This window comes from Bacillus sp. P14.5, assembly GCF_003316765.1.
Lineage (GTDB): Bacteria > Bacillota > Bacilli > Bacillales > Bacillaceae_B > Rossellomorea.
In genome coordinates, this window is the sequence record NZ_NIJF01000011.1 from 1 (window position 1) to 24,658 (window position 24,658).

A 24,658-nucleotide genomic window follows, 5' to 3' on the forward strand; every position below is an offset into this window, starting at 1 on the left:
AAAAACTTCATTCCTAATCGTACAATTGAGTACAACGATAACCGCATAAGTAAGTTCATTGCCCAATATGGAAAATGTGCCGTTACAGGTAGTGAACTAGGCAAACATGATTGGCACTGTCATCATAAAGTCCCGTATCATCTCTCCAGAGATGACACGTACTCAAATTTGATTGTGCTGCATGAAATCGTCCACCGCCTGGTTCATTTAAAGGATATTGAAAAGATGAAAGATTTAATGAAAACTCTAGAGTTAAATAAAAACAAATCCAAAAGGTAAATGAACTCCGAAAACATTGCGGAAACGACTCAATCATAAATTGGAATCAAAGTGCTTCTATTAATTACATAGAAATGAATGAATTGGATTAGTTGGGGCGCCGTATGCGGTGAAAGCCGCACGTACGGTGCTAGCAGGGGGAAAAGGGAGCGATAACTTCAAACCCTTACCTATCTGTCATGAAGAAGGGCTTTCTTTCTTAATATGTATATTTTTGAAGGGGGAGTTAACTTGAAGAGAAAGCTTCCGACTCTTATTATTGTTTTGGTTGTTTTATTAGGAGTATTACTGATGTTCTATCAAACTGAAAAAATGGAACAATCAAGGACTTTAGAAGCTAAAAGACAAGAGGTACTGGATAAATTGTCTAATAATTTAAGCCATTTTAATCCTGTTCTTGATGCTTTTGTTGATAACGATTACAACACTACAATTGCATCTAAAATTAGTTCGGAAGGTATAGTCGAATATGATAGAGGATTGGCAAAAAACAAATCTCCTTTGGGAAATTATCTAGTTAAATATAATTTAAATAATATGGAGATTGTTTCTGAAGAAATAGAAATAACTAATCCCGATTACTCTGAAGAGTGGCGAGAATTTCAAAAAGAAAACAAAAAGTGATTTTTTAACGGTGGCGTTTGCTGAGCAAGCAACCACCCTCTCTTCAAGTAATGGGAGTTTAGTTGAACAAAGCAGTTAATATTACTTCGAGAAAATTTATGGGGGCTAGTTGTTGAAAATACCAATATCAATTTTATGCTTTGTATTTTTTTATTTGCTGTTTTAACTTCTGGTTGTTATTCAAACAGTAATCAAATTGAAGGCGAAAAAGGTTACTTGGCACAAAACGGAACTGTTGTTGCTTTAGAAGAGAACAAAATCCTTATTGTAGAAGGTGCAACAATAGAAGATATAAATAACCTAACACCAAAAGAAATTATCAATAAATACGATGACGGTGTATGGTTCAGTTTAGGGACAGATACTCCAGAGGGGTTGGATGTAGGTGTGATAGTAAGAGTTTCGTATAACTCACTCGATACTTCTTTACCCGCCTTTGGTGAAGCTAAAGAAATTAAGATTATAGAATAAAGGCACCCCAAAATTTTTATTTCGTCTCAATATACTGAGAATACTAGGGTTTTGAGACATTTTCGGCAAATCCAGAGTGACTTCCTATAATATATGTTATGTAAACTTGAAGCAAATTCAAAGAGACCATAAGCGTTTCCCCATGTTCCCAATAACTTTAACTCCAGTTCTTCTTCTCATTCCTGGAGGTTTGCTTCCTAGATGCCTTACATATGATTTGGCATCCCGTTAGCTTTTAAATTTTTTATCTTAGAATATTTCTTTTTAAAACTAAACCTCATGAATCCATTTCCGAATCGTGTTTATTCTGCATATAATACCCATGGTGATTGGAGCTCCGTTTTAATAAACAAAGAATCGTTCACGAATAAACGTTCTGTGTTGCGAAAAATGGCACTTATATGGACGATCGAGGATGAATTTGGTTTGTATAAAGCAGGAAAAATAAGCTGCTTAAAGCAGCTTAAGAGATATTTTTTAACATATGCTTATACTTTTGCACCATCATCCATTGCATTTCCGGTGAAGCCAGCGGAATTGAAGTTGATAGTTCCCATTGAAACTGAACTTCATGGTTTCGATTAGGATCATTAAGTAAAATCATGACAGCGACATGGTTTTGTAAAGTGTCTATGTGGCTTTGCAGTATTTTTTTAAGAGCGTGATTTCTGACATTTTGATGATAAATTCCCAGCTTGGATATAACTCCTTCATGGCAGCCAGGTGTTCAGCCATCAGGCCAAGATCGATAGCAGGCAGTTTCATCTCTGCACCCTCCTTATTATAAAGGGTATTCAGAAAAATGTGGGATGAAGCTTCCCTTTTGGTTTTACAACAACTTTTTATTTTGAATTCGTCTCAAAACCCAAGGTATCTTTCCGAGAGATGATCTGTTTTTAAATACAGCAAATCCCTGTTTATTTCCTAATTCTAATAAGAATGGTGTTTTCCTTGTATCCTCATAAAACTCACCTTCACCTGTATCAATAAATCCTTTTAAATTTGCGTATAAAACATCTCCTTGTCTTCTGGAAGTGTACAGCGAATGAGAAGAAGATCGATATCCTTCTATTACAGCACATTCACCGGCACCGAAGATAAATGGATACTTCTTTACCTGCAGAGTTTTCTCTATAGTTAAATAACCCTCTTCATTGACAGGAAGCTTAGAAAGTTTAAGTAAATCGGGGGCTTTTGAGTTTAGTAATAAAAGCAATTTACCGAAAGGGATTATACTCGAATTTATGTTTATTATATCTTCTTCAATTTTCTTAATAGTATCGCCTTCATAAAGAATAATCCCGTCTTCCCTAAGCCGTTTTGCTATCGTTTTGGATATTTTCTCATCCATTTCAGGAAGAAGCCTGTTTTGGGCAATGAGCGTGATGGGACTGTTTTTTTGTTTGGTTCGCCAGGCTTGCAGTGACGATGCTATTTCCACTGCGGCAGCATTTTCTCCGATGATGACAGGATTGTCAGCTCGTCGGACAGCATTAACAGCATTTGTGAATTGATAGTTTGGCTTGATCGTAAAAATATTTTTAGATAGAGATATATTATTCGTCCTGCTGGTCATTGAACCTATATTTAATGAGATAATATTAAAATCCAGGATGTCTCCTTCTGCAGTCAATGCCTGTTTCTGTACGGGATCTATAGACAGTATAGCTCCTTCTTTCCAATTGACTCCCGCGACCCTTGCAAGCTCCTCCAGATCAACTCTGATATCCTCCTCTTTATATGTGCCTTCAGAATAACCCGGAAACAGTTCAGGGAAGTACTGATATTTTGATGGCGATATTAATGTTATGTCAACTTCCTTTAAAGACTCTTCTTTTAATCTCTTTAAAACCTGTATATGAGAATGGCCTCCTCCGACCAATAAAAGTTTTTTCATTATGTAACAACCTTTCTTGTTATGTGGCACTAATCAGTTTACAGGTAAGTAGACTATGAAAACAAACGATTTTATTTATAAATAACAAAAGACCGCATGAAATAGCGGTCAGTTCACTGCAACTGTTATTTAGAGTTTCCTCGAAATTCCTGGCTCATTTTTTTCCTCATAATCCTTCCATATAATAAAGGAGTAAAGCGGCTTACTACCATTGAGAGTTTGGCGATTGGACTAATGTATATCCTTTTCTTATTTGCACTGATTCCTTTTACTATTTGTTCTGCTACTATTTCAGGTGTTAAAACATTTCCTACTGTTTGCTTTTTATTAGAAACATGTTTGCCGTCCCCTCCCATAGCTGTGTGTTCCATAGCCGTTTTCATAAAAGAGGGACAGACCATTAACACATTTACTCCTTCTTCCTCCACTTCTGCTCGCAGGGTCTCAAAAAATCCATGAAGAGCATGCTTACTGGCTGCGTAGCCTGTTCGACCAAATACAGGGGCAAAACCGGCGACGCTTGATACGACTACGTAGGTTCCTTGCCGCTGTATGATTTGCTTCAGTGTGTAATGAGTAAGGTTAATCGTTCCATTCACATTTACTTTAATTACATTTTCAAGGACATCCAGCTTTGTCTCTATAAAAGGACTTCGATGAGAAATCCCCGCATTATGAATGACCATGTCGATTCCTAATCCAGATTTTGAAATTTCACCAATAGTCCTTTGACATTGATTTTTATCGGTTATATCACATATGAAAATATGGCAGGTAATATTTTGTTCGTTCAAAAGCGTTTTTAGCGAATCCAAGTGTCCCCGGTTTATGTCGATTGCGAGGATGGTTGCTCCTCTGTTCCCCATTGTTATGCATAGTTCCCTGCCTAAACCACCTGCTGCACCAGTAATTAAAATGTTTTTATGTTTGAATTGATGTTGGCTTCTCATAGGATTCACCACTTTCATTAAGAGGCCCGCTGAAGCCGGCCTTATATTTCTGTACTTCCAATATCGATTATTAGTTAACCGGTTTTTTCTCCAAGAAAAACTGAAATACTTCCTTAGATGAATACTTAGGGGTATAACCGAATTCTGTTTTTAATTTTTGTTATCCAGAACAGGGCGGTAGCGTAAAAAATTGACTTGTTCCTCCCCATACTGGGTTAGTGACAGCCTTTTTAAAATGAACAATCCTGATGTCAGCAGCCAAGCCGGAATGCGGATAACCTTTTTATTCAATATTGCAGCGATTTCATCAATGGAAAGCGAGCCATCTCCCGCCACATTGAAGATTCCAACTTCATTCCCGGTTATTGCTTTCATTAAGCATTCAATAACATCCTGGTCCCAGATGAATACAAATGGACTATCTGATCCATAGATGCCGAGGAGACTTTTCTTCTCAAATAGATTCGTAATCTGGTTATTGGTGTTTTCACCTAATATCGTACCGATCCGAAATATTACTTGCTGCAGCTGCGGATTTTCCTTCCTATATTTGCACATGAGCTCTTCTACAAGACGTTTATGATAGGAATAAGCAAATTCTTCATTGCCTCGGATGGGATGTTCCTCTGTTAGCAAAGAGGGGTTATCCGCATGATAGCCATAAGCTGCACCGCTCGACGTAGTGATGATCCGTTTAACATTATTGGCTGTGCAGGCCTTTAAGAGGTTTTCAGTGCCGAGTACGTCAACTGAATATTCGAATTCCCGGTTGCTTTTCTTGCCTGGTGTTACGATTGAAGCCAGGTGGACAACAGTTTGTATGTTGTATTCCTTTATTAATTGACTCACTTCCTGGGAACGGATATCCATCTTGATAAATTGGACTGCTGGATGTTTTACAGAAGATTCTTGTATATCGGCAGCAATTATATTCCACGTTCCTTTTGCATTTTCGATTAACCGTTTAAGAAGATTACTTCCAAGGTATCCCGCAGCTCCGGTTATTAAAATATTCATATCTGGATCCCTCCACTAACCGGCTGAGAAGGTTTCGGATCTCTTCTCGACCAAAAGGCTGCAATGGAAAGCCCTGAAACCAAATGCCATACTCCCCACCAGGCAGCTACTATCGCCATGCCGCCCAGACCATCGAAGAAGTTGAAGATCAAGACAAGTCCCAAACCAGAATTCTGAATTCCTACCTCAATGGCAATGGCCCTTCTATCGCCTTCCGGGAGTTTGAACAAACGGGCTGTAAAGTATCCTGAAAGAATAGCAATTAAATTCTGCAAGAAGACCACCAATACAACCATTCCAACAAACTCAACAAAGTAGGTGAAATTGGAAACCAAGGCTGCCAGCAGAAACAGGATAAAGAATGCGATGGAGAAATATTTCATTACTTTATTCACCTTTACAGCAAAGACAGGATACTTATATCGAATGAGCATTCCTGCGGCAAGCGGAAGCCCAAGCATCAAAAAGATTGTAAAAAGCATATCAGCAGGACTAATTGTAAAAGAGCGGATCAAAGATTCTGTCCCGGGGTAAAGCGAACCCCAGAACATGACATTGACTGGCGTCATAAAAATAGCGATAACAGTTGATACTGCTGACATTGAAATAGATAGCGGTGTGTTGCCTTTAGCCAGATAGGTGATGAAGTTTGAAAGATTGCCACCCGGGCAGGCGGCCACCATAAATAACCCCAAAGCGATACTTGGTAGCGGGTTAACCAAGGAAACCAGCAAGAATGTAAATGCAGGCAGTAAAAGAAATTGTCCTGTTAGTCCTATCAATATTGGTTTAGGGGTAGAAAAACTTCTTTTGAAATCAGATAGCTTTAAGTCCAAGGCTACCCCGAACATAATAAACCCAATGACGATATTTAGGATGTTAAGGCTGGCAGGACTGAAATTGAGTTGTATCTGATCGATATTCATTATTTGCCTTTAGGCTCTTGATGCATATCTTTAAAATATTTTAGTCCCGGTGCCCACATATGTTTAACTGGATCCACATCCACATGGATGACTGAACATCTGCCCGTTTCTAAAGACCTTTCAATGGCCGTCTTTAAGTCTTTCGGGTCATTGACGTGTTCTCCATGGGCCCCCATACTCTGGGCTAGCCGGTCAAATTGGATTACCCCTAAATCCGCATTGATCGTTTCTTCAGGACTTAACGATTTTTTTATAAGTGTTTTAACCGGTTTCAGTGCAAATTGCTGATTCATTTTCACCATTCCCCACTGTTTGTCACACATGACAATAAATATGACTTGCAAACCGTTTCTAACGGCTGTTTCAACTTCTTGAGGATGAAAGCCCATCGCTCCATCGCCTATTATGCAGCAGACCGGTTGTTCCCGATTAGCTGCAGCGGCTCCTAAGGCCTGCCCTGGCCCAGCTCCCAACATGCCAAATTTGTAAGTGGAAATTACCGATCCCGGCTTATTGACTTGATAGAAAAAGTTTGACCAAATAACGGTATTTCCACCATCAAGAACAAACGTTGTATCCTTTGGAAATACATTTTGGCAAATGGAAGGTACCTGCGCAGGATTCATAGGCACAGACATATCCTCCAAGTGCTGATCCAGCTTCTTCCGGTTTTTATCTCTCTCCGCGATAATCTTCTCATTTTTAACTTTCCGCTGATCGATTTGGATTTCTTCTTTGCGATTGTAGAGATGTTCATTCAACTGAGATAGAAAAGTTTTTACATCAGCTTGGATCGCTAATTCAACTGGCTTGTTTGCCCCTAATATTCCAGGATCCAAATCTACTTGAATGACTTTCTGGCTTGAATTCCAGTAAGGAGCTTTTCCCCACCAATCTGTTTCCCCCAGCCTTGATCCAAGAACGAGCACTACATCTGCTTCATTTCTTAGTTTATTATTAGTAGCAATGTGGATCATCGGAAGCATAAGCGGATTTGTTTCAGGAATAGCTCCCCTTGCTGCCCAGCTGGTCGTGACCATCGATTGCAGTAGAGCTGCTGCCGTTTCTACTTCCTCGTATGCTTTAGCATGGATAACCCCGCTTCCGGCATGGATAATAGGGTACTCTGCATTTATCAGTAGATCCGCCGCTTGTGAAAGCTGTCGATCTGACGCACCTGGCATCTCTGTAACTCTATATTGAGAAGGCTTCCAAAAGGAAATATCACATTTTTGCTTTGAGTTAATGATGTTTTCTGGAATATCAATATGTACTACTCCCGGCCGGCCTTCAAAACATTTCCTTAGTGCCGTCCTCATCATTTCCGGTATTCTGTCAAAGGAAGGTACTGCCTGGCTCCATTTGGCTATTTTTGAAATCACTCCCGTTTGATCGAAACATTGGTAAGTCCCTCCCCGATCTGGATACATGATTCCTGTACGCCTTGCGCTAGTTATAACCAGGACACGATTGCCTTCTCCTTCTTCAACTACCAATCCTGGCAATATGTTCGCCACTCCTGGTCCATTGCTGGCCATACATACCCCTAATTTTCCGCTTATTCTTGCATAGGCACCTGCCATATGGGCAGCACTGGTTTCATGCCTGGGAGTAATTAACTCTATTCCCTGGCTTTTAAGGCTTGAGTAAAAACCAAAATAGGTACCATCTATGATGCCAAAAACCTTCTCTACATTCTCAGCGTTCAACATATTTGCAAGAACTTCTCCGCCTGTCATCTCTCCCATGCTTTTCCTCCTGATATTTAAAAATTATTTTTTATTAGTCGCCTTTTCCGTAGGTGTATACATTTTTATCGTAAGTTTTTATGTTATTTAATTACTTTCCTGATGATTTTCAACTTTTTTCCATAGGTTTTGGTATATCTTTTCAATATCCCTACCAGTTGGTATTTTCTGATTTGTTTTTATGCCATTCCCAGAAAGTGCATCACTCACTAGAGAAGGAACGGCATTCGGAAATTGTAGTCGGTCATGAAGGTATTTCGCCCCATCATCCCATATCTGAAACTGTAGATTGAACAGAAGAACCTGTTCTAACGCAAATTCAGCCGTCTTTTTTTGAGAAAGTCCTTCTGGGCAGCCAAGGGCCTTTCCTATATCTGCATAAAGGCCAATTGATGTCTTAAGTCCGTATTCCATCACAAAGGGTAATAATAAAGATACGCTTAAACCGTGTGGGATTCCAAACCTTGTGCCAAGTGGCCTCGCAGCCGCGTGGACCAGATTGGTTGAAGAATTCGAGAAAGCTATGCCTGCATATAAACTTGCAATAAGCATATTTTCTCTAGCCTCCAGGCTGTCTCCGTTCCTGTATGCCTCAGGCAGCCATTTACCTATGATCCTTATAGCTTCTAAGGCAAAATGATTGCTCATTGGGGTTGCCTTGGTAGAAACATAGGCTTCCATTGCATGAGCCAAAGCATCCATTCCTGTATAAGCCGTGATTGAATCCGGCATACTTACCGTTAATGCTGGATCCAGAATGGCAACGTCCGGAATGAGTTTATAATGTCCAGGGTTCAACTTAATGTTCATTTTTTTATCCGATATGACCGTTACTTTTGTAGCTTCAGATCCAGTTCCAGCTGTTGTGGGTACTGCAATCAAAGGCAGCCTTTCCAGTCTCTTCATGTCTGGAATAGAATTCAGGCTGGAATTTTCATTGATACAGAGAAAAGAGATAGCTTTAGCTAAATCAATGACACTTCCCCCTCCGATTGCCACCACGCAGTCTGCTTTACAATTTTTTAATTCCTTTAATGATTTTCTTACATCTTCCAGTGTAGGCTCTCCATTTAACTGTGAAAAGAAGGAAGCCTTTACTCCATAAGTTGCGAAGCTATGAATGATTTCAGACTTATACGGCTCTCTTGCTGCTAAAGAACCTGTTACGATAAATACGTGAGTAGCGTAAAGTTCTTTAGCAGCTTTGCCAATATCCTGTATAGAATTGACGCCAGCTTTTATAGACCTTGGCATATGGAGCTCTTTCGTCATTTGCTGCCTCCTATCAGTTAGTCCCTATAAAAAATAAGTAGTATTAGCTCTCTTTCGTTTTGTTTTCACCCGGAAAACATACATATCGGGCCTGAATATGCTTGAATAGTATTCGATTGCTGCTCCAGCAGAATTGGTTATTAGCCTTTCAACACAAAGCACATTGGAACCATCCGGGACATCTAAGTTTAATGCCTCTTCTTTATGTGCTGTTTTACTGGATATAAACTGTTCCGCTTCTTCCATTTCTATTTCTAATTCATTTTCGAGTAAATCGTATATAGGTGTTGTTTCTAAATCGTATTTTGTTAATTCCACGCCGATATTCATAGGATAGAAATGATCTTCAATGGCAATTGGTACAGAGTCGGCGGTTCTTAGACGTTGAATATGGAACACAAGGTCAACATTCAACATATCTGAAATTACATCATTTTTATTCATCACCCCCATATGAAGCAGCTTAGAACCAGGCTTCATTCCCATCTTGATAATTGTCTCTGTAAGACTGTTTAATGAATTAAGCCATTCATGAACAGGTGTTTTTTGAGAGATAAAAGTGCCCTTGCCATGTACTTTTTTCAGCATCCCATCATTAACTAAGTGTGTAATAGCTTCACGGATAGTCGTGCGGCTGACCGAGAATCGCTCCATTAAGTCCCGTTCACTGGGAATTCGATCCTTATATGTTCCTGTTACTATTTCCTTCGCTATTATTTCTTTAATCTGAAGATGATAAGGTATTGGATTATCAGAATCAATCAAATGGCCATTCCTCCTTTAACTTTAATACGTTATGACGTCCGGACCATTGTAGACAAAGAGCGGTAAAACATAATTAAGGAGAAGGATTCTTGAGGAATATCATTAGAGTGTATGCAAAGAAGCAATATTTTAGATATGTTTGAAATTCGATGCCAAAATATTAATGAATTTGTGTATCACTCCCACTAAGGTTACTTTTTCAAATTACAACAGTATTAATAATACAAGATAATTATAAAATAATTCAGAATTTTCAGCAACATAAATTTTTCCTTGTATTGATTTGATTAATTTTGGATAAAAAACAGCAGCCCTCTTCAGGCTGCCGTCTCTCAATTACTTCTTCTTATTCATCATCTTCTGTATTTCATTCATATCCTTAGGTACTTTCCCGCTTGTGATCGCTTTGACAAGCATCTCTTCTTTTTCTCTTGAAACCGGTTTGCCGGCGAGGGATGCAACTTTCTTGATCATGGTTCTGACTTGGTTCTCATCTTTGAAGTTCGTGTTTTGGAAAGACTGGGCAAGCTTCATGATGTCGTCCATTTTGACACCTGTCTTTTTTTCAAAGTTTCCGAACATATTGGACCTCCTCTCAAAGAGTTACTCCATGCATCTTATGTATGAGGAAAGCGACTTGTATCAACGGACGTCCCGGTTGCGGGGAATTTGATGTTATATTAGGCTGTTAAACAAGCCATTGGAAATCTTCTGCATAAACTGTTATATGAAGGCTGTTTTCGTATAGATTGTTGCTTTCGGAAAAATCCCAAGAGACGGATTTTTCCCCTGAATACGAATGTTTTTCTCTCTTAACGGGTCGAGTGGCTCTGTTCTTTCTTGCTTACCAGGATATAATGGTGATTTCTGGTGATGTTTTACGAAATTCATATTAAATAGCAACAAAGTTTACGAAAAGAAGCCTATATGAAAGAAACAAGGAGGAAATCCGATGTATCCGCCTGAAAGAATCCAAAGGAACTCCCGGGGGTTTTGCGTTTTTCCAGGTTACCGTTATTGCGGTCCCGGCTGCAGCGGTCCTGGAGCTCCGATAAACGCGGTTGATGCAGCATGTAAAGCGCATGATGAGTGCTATGAGAGGTTTGGTCCTTCCTGCCGATGTGACAGGATGTTCATGAAGCGGCTGCAGTCCAGAATGCAGGCTAGAACTCCAGAAGGTCGTCATGCAAGGATCATGCATGGTTATATGAAATTTAAAACTTTATTTTCTTGCTGAAAAAAGAACCGGTCCCCATTGATTTGGAGAACCGGTTCTTTTCATTCTTTAAGTTGTCGAGGTATCATCTTTCCATGCTCTCTCTATTTGAACCTTGTAATCAAACTGTTTGTTCTTTCCCTGCACTCTCCCTAGCAGGAAGATAATCACTCCAACTGCGGACCAGATCAGCAAAAGGTTAAGGACTGATAGAATCAGAGTGTAACTGAAGAACAATAAGACACTTAATGAGAATACTCCACATCCTATAATCAAAGGAATCTTCGGTTTGATTAATGCACTTTGAAACAGTGCCGGACGGATGAACGGCAGTGCGATCATCGCTATGGCATGACCGATGTACATCAGGAACATCCCCTGCAAAGACACGTTTAACAGGTAATCCAGTGTTCTTGTCCAAATCAGGGCCAGAACAATGATTGTGTTGATTGTAATAGCTATGTGCGGTGTATTGAAGCGTTTATTGACTTTTGCAATGCCTACGGGGATCACCCGGTCTTCTGCGAAGGCGAACAAGATTCTTGATACGACCATCACCAAGGAATTCAGCGTTGTCGCAAAAGCCATGATGATACCGACCATGACAATCCATTTTCCGCCTGCTGGCAGGTATACTGAAGCGACATCAAACATTGCGCTTTGTGATTGAGCGAGCTGGTCATATGGAATAACACCAAATGCGACAATGGAAATCAAGAAATAAATGATTACTGTTGCAAATGATCCTATCAGCATGGTTCTTGGCATGGCTTTCTGAGGATCCTTCATCTCCCCGCCCGCCTGCGCAAGCTGTTCGAAGCCAAAATAAGCAAAGAACAAAGATGGGAGGATGGCTATAAATCCACTCACTCCATTAGGAAGCATAGGTGAAAAGTTTTCCGTTTCAATAAAGAATACTCCAGGTACAACCAGGACAAGGATGGCGATGAAAAGTACGGCTGACATGACAAGCTGCACCACACCGAACCATTTAACCCCTATGATATTCAGCAAGTAAAACACAAGCAGCAGGATGGTTGCCAGAACCGCAGTGTTTCCTGCTCCTATTACACTTGAAAGGTATTCGCCGAATGAAATCGCCATTATTGCCATTACGCCAAGCAAAGCGATGTACTGGAACCACATGAACAGGAATCCTGCAAAGTAGTTATTGAAGGTGCGGCTGATATGAACGTAAGCACCGCCGGGACTGTTTCCGAGCGGAGTACTCATAAAAATCAAATACGCAAGTGCTGAACACAATAGTACCGGTAATAATACAACATAGCCGAAGGGTACCGAAGGACCAGCCTGCGCCCCAGCTTCGCCTGTTACAACAAAGATCCCCGATCCTACCATGCCTCCGATCATAAGAGCGTATCCATGCCATTTTCCTAATTCTCGTTTTAATCCGTTTTTCATGATGCTTCACCTTCACTTTCTGTAAGAGTTGTAATAATGTCTTCCAACGGTTTCTTGCTGATATCTGGTACCTGACAGTTGTCAGCGGGGTATCCTGCCGGGATAACTACGATGGGCACTTCGTTCTTAGGCCTATTGAGAAGGTCCCTTAGGAAAACCATAGGGCTCGGTGTATGGGTCAGCATACAAAGGTTGGCATGATGAATCGCACTCATCAGGATACCTGTATTGACAGCTGAGGAAACAATCGGCCTGTTTTTGCCGGGATATAATGGATCTTGAACCATGTCGTTCATTACTTTAAACCCGATAATAAGATAGGGTGCATCTGTAAGATGGGATTTTTCCCAATTTGTGCCGAGCGGCTTCAAAACATCTCTCCACTCATTTGTTATCTTCTCTTGGTAAAATTTCTTTTCTTCCTCTTCCGCCTTTTCCCGGATCAAAGCTTTTATTTTCTCATCGGAGACAATCTCAAACCGATAGGAGTCTGGAAAAGGACTGGAATATAGTGCCTGAAAAGCTTTTGCGAGAAGAGAAGCTGGAATCTCTTCTTGTGAAAAGTCCCTTACATTCCGACGTTTTTTAATACTGTAATAGTAATCTTCTGCTGAAAGAGGCGGACTTGATACTTGCGAATATTTGTCAAATGATTTATATTCCACATGCTCTTCAACAAAATCAAAATGTATTAAATCCTGCTGTATATTATGCTTTTTATCTTCCCATTCATCTGCAATCCCGATGGAAAACAGCATATAAGGTTCTTCATTTTCAGGACGATCGAGAATTTCAGATAAAGATTTGACTGGTTGGTGCAGGTTATAATGAAGTCCCGCTTGGTTTAAAGCTGTTATAAAAAACCCTCCGCAAATTCCCACGGATTCATTCGGGTAATAGTGCTTAACTTTATGGCACTCTCCCGATTCAGTAATCTTCCTTCCATACTTCTGTTTCAATAAGACAACCATATAGGGTGCTTCTTCCAAGGTGGTCGATTTACTTCTGACTTCGTTTATTATCTGTGTTTTTACTTTTGGATCGGAAACCAATACGAACGACCAGGGCTGCTGATTGGCACCTGATGGAGAAGTACCTGCTGCCTTTATAGCATTTTTAATCGTCTCAATAGGAATATTCTGTTTTGAAAATGATTTTACTTCTCTTCTAATGTTCAGCCGGCTTAAGAAGTGATCCAACCTCTCATGCTGTGCTGATTCACTCATTCTTTGGTAATCTAATGTGATTTTTTCTTTTGATGCTGTCATTTCTACAGCCCCCTCATAAAAAAGAATACAAAAAAGCCCTTCATCCATAAGGGACGAAGGAACTCCGCGTTACCACCCTTGTTGATGCTTACGATCTCTAAATCATTCAGCATCCACTTCATTGTGTGACAGCTTTCCTGCGCGATGTAATTCACCTGTAAGCTGCCTGAACTTCCACCAACCATCCAGTCTCTGATGCTGCCCGCTTACCTGCTACTGTTTCCGCGCACTGTCAATTATATAATTGTAAAATAAATGCTTCTTCGCTTTAACGCTTTTATGCTTCTACGCTTTTATGTGATAAAGTATATATAGACTATACAAGGTCACTGGCTGAAACGTCAAGTGTAAAATAAAATTATTTTCAGGATAGACAAACCTCTTTAATTTTCCTTTGTTTTTATATTCAGTTTGGATAAGATGATAAAAAATAATCAGGGCTGTCTGGTTGAATAAGTAAATAGGAGCAGAGAAAAATAGATTATATCCTCTTCTGTAATGAAATACTCCGTTTTTTTGAGCAACCCATTCCGTTGTCACTGCTATGATCGTCCACACTATGATATACCACACGTTTTTCATGCCAGAGATATTGTATTTTTTATAAAAAAAGATAAAGAAGCATGCAAATGGGCCATACATGATATAAGAAATGAAATCAATCAACTGGTACTTGGAAGAATCATTCACATCGTAGAAGTTAAAAGGCTCAATGCTTATTGTATGGTCGAAAAACATCCCGCACGTCACCCCGAATGTATAGATTATAATCATAATCGGCAAATCCATTTTCGGCTTCATGAAGAATAGTGCAATAAGGCTCATCACCAGCATTATGATAATGAACCACTCATTCTGATTGATTTCTGTATCGTAAACAGTTGTCATCTCATCACCCTTTTTAGGAGAAATCTCATTAGATAAAAGCTGACATAGGCAGATAGAAATAAAAACATAAAGGTCCCTGTTTGCAGAAGAAGGTTCCAACGTTCATATTGAATTAAGCCGAACTCCACGGTCACCAGTTCAAGGACTATGAGAAAGCCCAGTATAGCTAAATGTATAAGAGCTTTAAACCACGTTTTCTTAAAGAGTAAGGATAAATTCAATAGCAGTAGTGCTAGAATGGGCATTATGATACTTCTGTAAAGGATGAGCGCGACAAAAAGATCTTCTTCCTTAGCTAATAGAATATATCTTAGATTAAGACCTAAAATGGTGTATATATTGTCCACTATAAAAGAAAGAATCATGAACACAAAGGCGGCTTCAATAAACAGAATCTTTTTTGGCAGGAAGTAAAGTGTTAAAGCCAGGAACCAAGTGAGAATGATATATAGGGTGAGAGTTATATTAAACACTCCCTTGCTGTGTTTGTCGCTAGTATTGGCTTTTCGTCCGATATTTATTATTCCTGCCAGTTAATAAGCACTATTTCAAAGGTGTCAACCAATCCCTTATATTCAAACATGTCAATACAAATCCCAAATAAATAAAACCGCCAGCCTTGAACTGACGGTTTTTTCGCTGCTATAATTTTTTTGACATGATGACGTTGGTGACCTCGTATTCTAACGTCTCATAAAGATTTCTCGCTTTTTGATTGTGGCCGAACACATGAAGGTCTATTTTACTGAAGCCTAGATCTCTTGCGACAGTTTCGATTTCCAGCATCGCTTGCTTTCCAAAACCTTTTCCCTGTTGTTCCGGTTCAATATAGATATCATAGATATAACCTGTATCCTCTGCAATTTTTGCTATCCAGATCGAACCTACAGGTATCTCATCACTCCAGATGGTAAAAAGACGGTTATCGATTGAATTCTCTCTCTCAGGGAGTAGCCGCTGAAAATCCCTTTTTGAGTTTTCCAGTGCTTCTTCCTTCGTCCAATTGCCCGCCTCTGCTTTTTGTTGTGCATAGTTTTTTACAGATCTCTCCAGGAATGGTTCGAATTCCTCGGAGGTCATAGGTAATAGTCTGATCATTGTATTCCTCCAGCTGTCTATTTCACAATTCCGAATAATAGACCATCATATCCCTTACTGCCGACCGTTTGGATACCTGTACTGTCTATTCGGGAATCTCCTGATAAAAGATCGAACATCTCTCGGGTGCCGGTAATGTTAGGGTCTTCACTGTCCTTCTCAACAATGTTTCCTTTTCGGACAACATTGTCTACAATGATCACTGTCCCTGGTCTGGAAAGCTTCATCGCCCATTGAAAGTAGTAAGGATTATTGGATTTATCGGCATCAATGAAGATGAAATCGAAATGATCATACCCCTTGTCCTTCAGTGTCGGCAGTGTATCCATTGCTGGTCCGGTCAATATGTTCACTTTGTTTTCCAGACCCGCAGAGCGGATATTTTCGTTGGCGACAGCCGCATGCTTTTCGCTGAACTCCAAGGAAAGCAGTTCCCCATCTTCCGGCAGCGCCTTCGCCATCCAAACAGTGCTGTAGCCTCCTAAAGTCCCGATCTCCAAGATCTTTTTGGCGCCTTTTAGTTTTACAAGTAAATGCAGAAATTTTCCTTGATTGGGTGAAACATCTATCGAAGGTAATCCAGCATCACGATTTTTTTGCAAAATTAAATCCATCAAGGTATCTTTACTTTGCAGCTTCTCGCTGAAATACTCATCGACTGCATGCCATCTTTCTGTTAATTCCATAAGAATCCCTCCCGTATGTAAATTCTCCATAAGTAAGAGCATTTCCTTTTTCTTTATGGAATTGTATTCTTTTATAATGGAAAACCGCCAATCATAAAGAAAGGCGGTTTGCTGTTCATAGACTTTTATCGAGAATTTCTTGTTGGATGGAGTATAGAAATTCATCCAGTGAGACTTCGTTTGTTTCATTACTATTATATCTGCGGACATTCACAGATTCCTTTTGAGCTTCAGAATCGCCGATGACGAGAATACAAGGGATTTTTTTCATTTGGGCCTCCCTCATTTTATAACCCATTTTTTCTTCCCGGGAGTCCAATTCCACTCGGATCCCTTCTTGTTTTAATCTTCTATATACCTTTTCTGCATAATCTTGTTGATGTATGTTAGACACCGGGATTAGCTTGACTTGTACTGGTGCCATCCAGACAGGAAACGCTCCTGCGAAATGTTCAATTAGGATGCCGAGGAAGCGGTCAATGGATCCGAAGACCGCCCGATGGATGACGACTGGTCTTACTTTTTCATTATGTTCATCGATATAGTTTAAATCAAATTTCTCCGGCATCTGGAAATCCAATTGGACAGTAGCACATTGATGGCTTCTTTTCAGGGCATCTTTAATATGGATGTCGATTTTCGGTCCGTAGAAAGCGCCGTCACCTTCATTGATTGAAAAGTTGTATCCAAGGTTGTTCAAAACATTTTTTAGCGAAGCTTCCGCTTTATCCCAAAGAACTTCTTCTCCCATGTAATCCTCCGGCCGAGTGGAAAGCTCGATGCTGTATTCGAAACCGAATGTATTGTATACATAGTCTATCAGCTTTAAAGCAGAAGCGATTTCCTCTTCGATTTGCTGTGGAGTAACAAAGATATGGGCGTCATCCTGACAGAATGTCCTTACCCGCAGCATTCCATTCAGCGCCCCGCTGAATTCATGACGGTGGACCTGACCGAATTCTGCCATACGGATAGGGAGGTCACGGTAGGAATGCAATTTATCTTTATAAATCAGCATATGACCAGGGCAATTCATCGGTTTCAAGGCGAAATTTTGGTCGTCTACTTTCGAAAAGTACATATTGTCTTTGTAGTGATCCCAATGTCCAGATTGTTTCCACAGCTTTCTGTTCATCATAATCGGTGTATGCACTTCCTCATAGTCATAAGAATGCTGAAGCTGTCTCAGAAAGAATTGAAGTTCATTCCGGATTTTTTGCCCATTATTCAAGTAAAAAGGCATTCCCGGAGCTTCCTCTGAAAACATGAAGAGCTCAAGCTCATTGCCCAGCTTGCGATGGTTGCGCTTCTGGGCTTCCTTTTGGAAATGGAAGTATTCCTCCATTTCTTCTTTGGATGAAAAAGCGACACCATAAATTCGCTGCAAAACCTTTTTATTGCTGTCTCCACGCCAATATGCACCAGAAACATGAGTTAACTTGAAGTGCTTTACTGCCCCTGTAGATGGTAAATGGGGCCCTCTGCACAGATCTGTAAATTCCCCCTGCTTGTAGACAGTGATTTTTTCTCCATCGGGTATATCATCTAACAGCTCTAACTTTAAAGGGTCCTCAGAAAATAAGTCCCTTGCTTCTTCTCTCGAAATTTCCTGCCGGAGAAATGGGTGATTTTCAGCAATGATCTTTTTCATTTCCTTCTCGATTTTCTCTAAATCAGACTCGGAAATATTCTGACCTAGGTCTAAATCATAATAAAAACCATTTTCAATGACTGGTCCAATGCCTAAATTTACATTTTCAAAGATACGCTTTACGGCTTGTGCCAATAGGTGGGCTGTACTGTGTCTCAGTAATTGTATTCCTTCAGCAGAAACCAAATCCAGTAATTCAATTTCTGCATCCTCTTCAATTGGACGGCTTAAGTCGTACATTACACCGTTAACTTTACCGCCTGCAGATTTTTTCTTTAAGCTGGGGCTGATTGACTGGGCTATTGCTGATAATGATATTCCCGCCGGGTAATTCTTTTTCTGTCCATCTGGAAACTTGATGAGTATTTGACTCATGTTGCTCCACTCCTTTTAAATTAAGAATAAAAAAAACACACACCCATCCCTGTAAAAGGGACGAGTGTGTGTTTACCCGCGGTTCCACCCAGCTTCCCGCCAATCCCCGGCGGCTTCATTTTGCTGTATCGCAGCACTTGCGGCATTGATTACTTCAATTTTCACCAATGCAGCTCAAAGGGGGTAAGTGTTTTCTTCTGCGTTAGGAAGTTTTCAGCCGTGCCTTCCCTCTCTGTGAACCGTTTAAGAAAAACCCGTGTCCTTATCATCGCTATCTTTATTCATTTTGGAAACAAAAAAACACACGCATCCCAATAAAGGGACGAGTGTGTTTTGGACCCGTGGTTCCACCCAGCTTCCCGCCAAGGTTTTGGCGGCTTATGGTGCTTTATCGCAGCAATACGGTATTGAATACTATGATTTCCTCAATACAACTCCAAGGCGGTAAGTTTTTCTTTCAGCATTAGGAAGTTTTCAGCCATGCCTTCCCTCTCTGTGAACCGGTCAAGAAAAACTCTTATCCTTTTCAACGTCTCATATAAATTTTTATTAATATATCGCATATTCCAATCTAAGTCAACTGGAATTTTGAAAAATTCGCCCTTAATTGTTTACTTCTGCTGGAGGATTCCTTGCTGTCTTAAAATAAGCTGTAAATAAAGATCCACCCTCAAGTGTTCAAATTTTGACAATCCTGAAAATGTGCTGCCGTGCCACTACTCTTCAGCTCACGACAGATGCGGAGGCTTAGCCCTATTAGTGGTATTCTAAGTATGAGACCATCAAACACAGGAGTTTAATTAGTTAACTAAGGTAAGGTAATAACGTGATTAGTATTGATCAAGAGGTTCCCCGGAAACAATATGCCAGAGTAGATGCTTAAAATCCTGAATTTTTCCTAGAATCGTATTTACCTTGCATGAACCTTGATTGTCTAGAACCGTTGCAGCTAAATCTTCAATGACAAACATCCGTTCCATCGTGATGGGATGATCACTTTGTTCCAAAGTGGTCAAAAAAGCTATATGTTTCTTGAGAATGGCCACTATATGTGCCGTATAAAATGGTTTGGCATGATGATAAGCATGGACCTTTTCCGATTGCCGATTTCCCTACTTCTGTTCTGCCGCTTAATACTTCACCGCAATAAAAATTAATTTTCACAATTCTCACCTTTGCTTCTTGAATCTAAAAGAATCGGACCTGACCAGAAGGAGTCCCGTCCCGCTTATCACCATGATAATCATTAAAATAAGGATATCCATACTGTGGAAGGATATTAGCTCATGAGATGATCGGCTGACATCTAAAAGTCTAAAGGTAACCCCGATTACAGTGGAAACGAGAGTTAATAGCAATACAGTTGTCTTTTGATCGGTAGTCAAAGTCATTCCCTCCTTCTAATTCCTTACTTGTTAGACGAGGGAGAGAAGAGAATAGTTTCTACAATCAATAGAATTTTTGATTCATTTTTTTGGCTTTTGTATTTCCTTTTTAAATCCTTGACAGTAGATATTGGATCCGGGTTTTTGCTTATACAGGATATGACTGCTGTCCCATCCGCACCCGCTCTAATGACCTGCGCAGCGTTAGCGGTATTTATACCACCGATGCCGACAATCTGTCTGCTTCCAACACTGCCTTGTCCGGGGATTTTTGTTTTTGTCCTGCTCTTTTCTGTGAAGTTGCATAGAAAATCCACCACGATTCCAAACATTCATGACCTCTTCTACCGGTAGAACCTGCCAAGGATTGAACATGGTCTGTCCGTGCTTATTAAAACTGTACTGGTCATTCAAAAGAAAGCAAGCATGCATGGTTCGTTGGTGTTCGTCCCTCCACACCAGAACATCCCCCTTTTGAGTAGCTGCTTTATCAATGGGTGTATACCCGTAGTGATTCAAGAGAGAGTGAAAACGGTCAGGCTTCATCCAATCCTCGATAATCTTTATATCCGCAGTAAATCCTGCTGCAGCAGCTGAAAGACAGTTAGGGCCATTTTTGGACGGGAAAAAATCAATGAAAGATGATAGAGAATGGTATTCTTCCTTCAGCTCCTGTTGGGTGCGTTCATCAAGGTTTTCAAAGGCTGCTTGTTCATCCGTCCATAATTCAGCATAGTTTAAAAGGAATTTAGTCTGCACTTGTGAGGATAAGGAGTTCCAATGGTAATACTGCAGCATATATACCTTCTCTTCGCCGGCTTCATCAACAAAGGTGGATGGTTCAAGAACCTTCAGTACTTCATCGGCATGAGTGATTCCATTCAATAGCTGGATAAGTTCCTTTTCAGTGTAAGTCATCCCTCTTTGAAGCAGCCGCTGCTCTTTTATAGCTTTCTTTTGCTGGCCTTCATTCAACTTCCGGAAATCTTTAGCGTTAATTTTAACGAAGTATCTTGCTTCCCTGCTTACAGCCCAGGTTGTAAAGGAGGTTCTCTCATCTAGGGAAAAGGATTGGGATTTTTCAGGTAAATACTTTTCAGAAGGTATGTAACCAGACTCTTCCCTAAAAAATAAGATTTCATTCTCTGGAATGAATTTGTCTCTCCAAGATTCTAATACCTCAGGTGGTAATTTGTATCCGTTTATTTTTCTCATGAGGCCTCCTGGCAGTCAAACTATGTATTTTCGATAGACATCCATATTCTCCGCCATCATAAATCCCGCAGTATAGTATAAATTTTCCGCTGCCTTGTTATTTTCCATATAACAAATGTGGATTTCTTCATATCCACTGTTTAGCAATCTATTCATGGCAAAATGCAAAGCCTCTCTACCCAAACCTCTTTTTTGGAAGCGGGGTGAAACCATTAAGTTATCCACTTCTCCTCTTCCGATTGAAACGGACGCCATGATTTCTTCTCCATACATTGCAACGTAAACATTCTCAGGATCTTTCAATTGATAGGCCCTCACACTTTCAGAAGATGCCAGATAGGGCTTCAGGTCGATTTCTTTATGTAAGGGATAGTAGCATTCCTGAACGATGTTGACAAACTGCTGAAACAGCTTATCATCATACAACTCGAATTGTGTCTGCGGGTCTGGAAATAAAGGGCCCTTATAGACGAGACTCGGAGAGCCCCACCATTTTTCCATTCCATTTTTCACACAGAAACCTGCCGGATTCATTTTATCTGTACGGAATGAAGCAATTAAGACTTCTTGCTTCTCCTTTTCCGCATAAGCTGAAAGCTCGTGGAATAATTCTGTCCCTATTCCGCGTTTCCTTGACGAAGGTTCAACATATATTTTCAAATCAGCCTGTTTTTCACCTACTTCGTTAACAGACAATGCTGCATATGCGGCTCCCTTTATACCGTCTTCTTCATAGAGGATGAACTTTCCCGCATTTTTTTCGATACCTTCAGCACTGTCAATTTCATATCCGGTATCGATGGCGGCAAATAATTCATTGATCTCGTTCGAATCTGATGGTGAATAATTCCGTATCATAACTTACAACTCCATTTTAATGGGATGTAACTTACTTCTTTATTCACCATCTCAATACCTTTAAAAGTGATAAAAAGCCGCCCGTTTTTCAGGCAGCTTTGCATGAGTGTTGCTTATGGCTTCAATATAACCTTGATGCAGTCATCTTCTCTCTTGTTAAAAATTTTGTATCCATGAGCTGCATCATCAAGCGGAAGTTTGTGGGTAATGATGGCTGTGGGATCAATTTCACCTTTAACCACCATGTCATACATAGTTCCCATATAGCTTCTTGCATGTGCCTGTCCCGTTTTAATGGTAATGTTCCTGGTGAAAAACGGTCCTAAAGGGAACATGTTATATAGACCTCCGTAAACACCGGTCAATTGGACGGTTCCGCATTTCCTTACGGCTTTTGTAGCGATTTGGATCGGCCCGAGTGTCCCTCCCTGAAGCTTCATCTTTTGTTCAACAAATTCCAGAGGAGATTTCTTTCCATCCATTCCCACACAATCGATGACTACATCAGCGCCACCTTTTGTCAGCTCCTTCAGGGTCTCTCCCATATCGTCATATTGTGTGAAATCAAATGTTTCAGTTTTGTTCATTTTCTTGGATTTATTTAATCTGTAATCAATGTAATCTACGGCAATGACTCGTTCTGCTCCTTTTTTCCAGGCAAATTGCTGAGCCATCAATCCGACCGGTCCACAACCAAGTACTATGACGGTATCTCCTTTCTTCACTCCTGCGTTTTCCACGCTCCAATAGGCTGTGGGCAGGACGTCAGAAAGGAAAAGTAAATGTTCGTCATTCAATTCGCAGTTCTCTGGAATTAAGAAAGGAGTGTAATTACCATAGGGTACTCTGAGGTATTCAGCCTGTCCGCCGGGGTAATCCCCAAATTTCTCTGAATATCCGAAATAGCCGCCAGAGTCATAGTGAGGGTTGGCGTTGTCGCATTGGCTTTCCTGGTGGTGATTGCAGTAATGACAGGTACCGCAAGCAACGGTGAAAGGAATGACGACCCTGTCTCCTTTTTTCACCTTTGTGACTTCTGGGCCGACCTCTTCTACGATTCCCATAGGTTCATGCCCAATGACATACCCTATTGGTAAAGGGAAATTCCCTTGATACAGGTGAAGGTCAGAGCCGCAAATTGCTGTCGAAGTAATCTTGATGATGACATCCTGAGGATCTTGAATCCTTGGTGCATCAACTTTTTTAACTGCTACTGAGTACTTTCCCTGGTATGTTACTGCCTTCATTTCATCACTCCATTTGTCATAATTCACTCTTCTTGTTTTTGTTTCCAAATATAGTATTAGAAAGACGTTCCGCTCCTATTCATTTCATCTAAGGGGTTGAGTGTTAATGAGGTCTCGGGTGATATTACCAACTCTCTCTCCTCTCGTTTTCTGGTAAACTTTTAAAAGCATAAACTGACAGGAGGCTTTTCACCCATGACCAAGCGAAATTTATTGCTTCTTTTTGCAGCTGTTTTTACATTTGTGGCGGGTTTCTACGCCGGAACTTCTTATCTGGCAGCTAAAGCAGATAAAATAAAACTTGATTTTCATCCAATCCGTTCTGAGAAAATGGTTAATTTCCCTATTAAAGAAGTTGAAGATAGAAAAGAGTTTTCCACTAAGGTTGTGATGGGTTATATTCAGGATCACCACGACCCGGGGAAAATCAACTACCCCTATTTGTCTCATGTGATTTTTTCATTCGCCCATCCTGCTGAGAATGGCAAGCTTCTATTCAACGGGGAACATGCGCGGACTAATTTACGGGAGACAGTGAGACTGGCGCAAAAAAACGATACCAAAGTACTGCTTGCAGTAGGGGGTTGGTTTCATATAAGAGGCGGTGAAACCTATCCTTATTTCCAGGAAGCGATTTATAATGCTGATTCAAGAACGACGCTTGTCAATGAATTGATGGAAGTGGTGATGGATGAGCACCTGGATGGGGTTGATATCGACTTTGAACATCCTCGTTCTGAGAAGGATGCAGAACATCTGGCTGCTTTTATAAAAGAATTAAATGCCATGCTTAAAGCTCAAAATAAAGAGCTCTCCATCGCTGTCTATTCTAAAGTAGACAGTGTGACCGGCCAAGAGAATAAATCCGTTGTTTTCTTGCCTTCTATGTTCAAAGACGTAGATTATGTTAATATCATGGCCTACGATGGCCAGTGGGACGGCGGATATAATGCAGCTAATTTATCCCCTTTTCCTTTTGCTGAAAATATAGTCGGCTATTGGAGCCGGTTCTTTAATGAAAACGGTCTACCTAAGGATAAGTTGGTTCTTGGAGTTCCTTTCTATGCACAACCTGAAGATCCTGCTGAAGCTCCTATCTCGTTCTCGGCGATAATTAAAAAGGGAGCGGAAAATCCAGATAAGGATGCTGTGACGATAGACGGCATGACATACCACTATAATGGTAAATCTACTATCCAGCGAAAAACAGAGTTGGCTCTGCAGAATGATTTCGGCGGAATGATGATATGGGAAGCGGGACATGATGCCGAGGGTGCCCACAGTTTGGGGAAAGTAATTTCCGAGGTTCTGAAAGAGAGTGTTGAAAGGGAGAAACAGTTATTCTGGGCCAAAAATAATGATGAAGAGTAAAATGAAAACAGCGGGATATCCACCCGCTG

At 40.4% G+C, this 24,658-nt stretch carries 26 protein-coding genes, 1 pseudogene and 2 other annotated features; of the genes and pseudogenes, 6 read left to right on the forward strand and 21 right to left on the reverse strand.

Annotated features, from left to right (window positions below; translation table 11 throughout):
* The 4 genes and pseudogenes from B9Z54_RS00815 to B9Z54_RS24560 all read left to right on the forward strand — a co-directional run.
* Nucleotides 1–371: pseudogene (locus tag B9Z54_RS00815) on the forward strand (HNH endonuclease signature motif containing protein); the annotation flags it as partial.
* Nucleotides 372–510: 139 nt separating this feature from the next.
* Nucleotides 511–903 carry a hypothetical protein gene (locus tag B9Z54_RS00820; protein ID WP_113926647.1) on the forward strand — a complete coding sequence of 131 codons (393 nt, stop codon included), beginning with the start codon at nt 511–513 and terminating at the stop codon, nt 901–903.
* 135 nt (nt 904–1,038) lie between these two features.
* Nucleotides 1,039–1,374 carry a YobA family protein gene (locus B9Z54_RS00825; protein ID WP_113926648.1) on the forward strand — a complete coding sequence of 112 codons (336 nt, stop codon included), beginning with the start codon at nt 1,039–1,041 and terminating at the stop codon, nt 1,372–1,374.
* Between the two features lie 381 nt (nt 1,375–1,755).
* A complete protein-coding gene (locus B9Z54_RS24560) occupies nt 1,756–1,959 on the forward strand; it encodes a hypothetical protein (RefSeq protein ID WP_205207643.1) in 204 nt (67 codons plus the stop codon).
* A gap of 45 nt (nt 1,960–2,004) precedes the next feature.
* On the opposite strand, the gene B9Z54_RS26025 is transcribed toward B9Z54_RS24560, so the two are convergent.
* From B9Z54_RS26025 to B9Z54_RS00865, 9 genes are all read right to left on the reverse strand, one after another.
* Nucleotides 2,005–2,139, reverse strand: a complete 135-nt coding sequence (locus tag B9Z54_RS26025; RefSeq protein WP_275887763.1) for a hypothetical protein — start codon at nt 2,137–2,139, stop codon at nt 2,005–2,007.
* Between the two features lie 64 nt (nt 2,140–2,203).
* Nucleotides 2,204–3,271 carry an NAD(P)/FAD-dependent oxidoreductase gene (locus B9Z54_RS00830; protein WP_113926649.1) on the reverse strand — a complete coding sequence of 356 codons (1,068 nt, stop codon included), beginning with the start codon at nt 3,269–3,271 and terminating at the stop codon, nt 2,204–2,206.
* Nucleotides 3,272–3,396: 125 nt separating this feature from the next.
* Complete coding sequence (locus B9Z54_RS00835; protein ID WP_113926650.1) at nt 3,397–4,239, reverse strand: SDR family oxidoreductase; 843 nt, start codon at nt 4,237–4,239, stop codon at nt 3,397–3,399.
* A gap of 132 nt (nt 4,240–4,371) precedes the next feature.
* On the reverse strand, nt 4,372–5,238 hold the full coding sequence (locus tag B9Z54_RS00840; RefSeq protein WP_240189751.1) for an NAD-dependent epimerase/dehydratase family protein: 867 nt from the start codon (nt 5,236–5,238) through the stop codon (nt 4,372–4,374).
* Nucleotides 5,235–6,164 carry a bile acid:sodium symporter family protein gene (locus tag B9Z54_RS00845; RefSeq protein WP_113926651.1) on the reverse strand — a complete coding sequence of 310 codons (930 nt, stop codon included), beginning with the start codon at nt 6,162–6,164 and terminating at the stop codon, nt 5,235–5,237. Before B9Z54_RS00845 ends, B9Z54_RS00840 begins: the two co-directional genes overlap by 4 nt.
* Nucleotides 6,164–7,912 (reverse strand): thiamine pyrophosphate-binding protein, encoded by a 1,749-nt coding sequence (locus B9Z54_RS00850; RefSeq protein WP_113926652.1) that lies wholly within the window; start codon nt 7,910–7,912, stop codon nt 6,164–6,166. The genes B9Z54_RS00845 and B9Z54_RS00850 overlap by 1 nt, the downstream gene beginning before the upstream one ends.
* A gap of 87 nt (nt 7,913–7,999) precedes the next feature.
* Complete coding sequence (locus B9Z54_RS00855) at nt 8,000–9,184, reverse strand: iron-containing alcohol dehydrogenase (protein ID WP_113926653.1); 1,185 nt, start codon at nt 9,182–9,184, stop codon at nt 8,000–8,002.
* 24 nt (nt 9,185–9,208) lie between these two features.
* Nucleotides 9,209–9,949 (reverse strand): GntR family transcriptional regulator, encoded by a 741-nt coding sequence (locus B9Z54_RS00860; protein ID WP_113926654.1) that lies wholly within the window; start codon nt 9,947–9,949, stop codon nt 9,209–9,211.
* A gap of 336 nt (nt 9,950–10,285) precedes the next feature.
* Nucleotides 10,286–10,531 (reverse strand): stage VI sporulation protein F, encoded by a 246-nt coding sequence (locus tag B9Z54_RS00865; protein WP_113926655.1) that lies wholly within the window; start codon nt 10,529–10,531, stop codon nt 10,286–10,288.
* A gap of 370 nt (nt 10,532–10,901) precedes the next feature.
* Here B9Z54_RS00865 and B9Z54_RS00870 point away from each other — a divergent pair, with 370 nt between their 5' ends.
* A complete protein-coding gene (locus tag B9Z54_RS00870; RefSeq protein ID WP_113926656.1) occupies nt 10,902–11,186 on the forward strand; it encodes a phospholipase in 285 nt (94 codons plus the stop codon).
* Between the two features lie 48 nt (nt 11,187–11,234).
* Here B9Z54_RS00870 and B9Z54_RS00875 read toward each other — a convergent pair whose 3' ends face one another.
* From B9Z54_RS00875 to B9Z54_RS00930, 12 genes are all read right to left on the reverse strand, one after another.
* Entirely contained in the window at nt 11,235–12,587 is a 1,353-nt protein-coding gene (locus tag B9Z54_RS00875; protein WP_113926657.1) for an APC family permease, read from the reverse strand.
* A complete protein-coding gene (locus tag B9Z54_RS00880) occupies nt 12,584–13,855 on the reverse strand; it encodes a nitroreductase family protein (RefSeq protein WP_162785037.1) in 1,272 nt (423 codons plus the stop codon). Before B9Z54_RS00880 ends, B9Z54_RS00875 begins: the two co-directional genes overlap by 4 nt.
* 285 nt (nt 13,856–14,140) lie before the next feature.
* Nucleotides 14,141–14,743, reverse strand: a complete 603-nt coding sequence (locus B9Z54_RS00885) for a hypothetical protein (protein WP_187444381.1) — start codon at nt 14,741–14,743, stop codon at nt 14,141–14,143.
* A 642-nt stretch (nt 14,744–15,385) separates the two neighbouring features.
* Nucleotides 15,386–15,841 carry a GNAT family N-acetyltransferase gene (locus B9Z54_RS00895; RefSeq protein WP_113926660.1) on the reverse strand — a complete coding sequence of 152 codons (456 nt, stop codon included), beginning with the start codon at nt 15,839–15,841 and terminating at the stop codon, nt 15,386–15,388.
* A 17-nt stretch (nt 15,842–15,858) separates the two neighbouring features.
* The gene (locus B9Z54_RS00900; RefSeq protein ID WP_345840675.1) at nt 15,859–16,716 is read right to left on the reverse strand and encodes an O-methyltransferase; all 858 of its coding nucleotides are present in this window, start codon (nt 16,714–16,716) and stop codon (nt 15,859–15,861) included.
* Nucleotides 16,643–18,553 (reverse strand): threonine--tRNA ligase, encoded by a 1,911-nt coding sequence (gene thrS, locus B9Z54_RS00905; RefSeq protein WP_113926661.1) that lies wholly within the window; start codon nt 18,551–18,553, stop codon nt 16,643–16,645. Before thrS ends, B9Z54_RS00900 begins: the two co-directional genes overlap by 74 nt.
* A gap of 53 nt (nt 18,554–18,606) precedes the next feature.
* Nucleotides 18,607–18,831, reverse strand: a binding site (T-box leader).
* Between the two features lie 37 nt (nt 18,832–18,868).
* Nucleotides 18,869–19,092, reverse strand: a binding site (T-box leader).
* A 291-nt stretch (nt 19,093–19,383) separates the two neighbouring features.
* Nucleotides 19,384–19,599, reverse strand: coding sequence for a hypothetical protein (locus tag B9Z54_RS26335; protein WP_481747767.1), 216 nt, complete (start codon nt 19,597–19,599; stop codon nt 19,384–19,386).
* A gap of 123 nt (nt 19,600–19,722) precedes the next feature.
* Nucleotides 19,723–19,938 (reverse strand): hypothetical protein, encoded by a 216-nt coding sequence (locus B9Z54_RS00915; protein ID WP_113926662.1) that lies wholly within the window; start codon nt 19,936–19,938, stop codon nt 19,723–19,725.
* A gap of 23 nt (nt 19,939–19,961) precedes the next feature.
* Nucleotides 19,962–20,258 carry a thiamine phosphate synthase gene (locus tag B9Z54_RS00920; protein ID WP_275887764.1) on the reverse strand — a complete coding sequence of 99 codons (297 nt, stop codon included), beginning with the start codon at nt 20,256–20,258 and terminating at the stop codon, nt 19,962–19,964.
* On the reverse strand, nt 20,143–21,153 hold the full coding sequence (locus tag B9Z54_RS25435; protein WP_240189752.1) for a hypothetical protein: 1,011 nt from the start codon (nt 21,151–21,153) through the stop codon (nt 20,143–20,145). The genes B9Z54_RS00920 and B9Z54_RS25435 overlap by 116 nt, the downstream gene beginning before the upstream one ends.
* A 15-nt stretch (nt 21,154–21,168) precedes the next feature.
* Nucleotides 21,169–22,011 carry a GNAT family N-acetyltransferase gene (locus B9Z54_RS00925; protein WP_113926664.1) on the reverse strand — a complete coding sequence of 281 codons (843 nt, stop codon included), beginning with the start codon at nt 22,009–22,011 and terminating at the stop codon, nt 21,169–21,171.
* Nucleotides 22,012–22,124: 113 nt separating this feature from the next.
* Nucleotides 22,125–23,258, reverse strand: coding sequence for a zinc-dependent alcohol dehydrogenase (locus tag B9Z54_RS00930; RefSeq protein ID WP_113926682.1), 1,134 nt, complete (start codon nt 23,256–23,258; stop codon nt 22,125–22,127).
* Nucleotides 23,259–23,453: 195 nt separating this feature from the next.
* On the opposite strand from B9Z54_RS00930, the gene B9Z54_RS00935 reads away from it, so the two are divergent.
* Nucleotides 23,454–24,629 carry a glycosyl hydrolase family 18 protein gene (locus B9Z54_RS00935; protein ID WP_113926665.1) on the forward strand — a complete coding sequence of 392 codons (1,176 nt, stop codon included), beginning with the start codon at nt 23,454–23,456 and terminating at the stop codon, nt 24,627–24,629.
* Nucleotides 24,630–24,658: the final 29 nt, after the last annotated feature.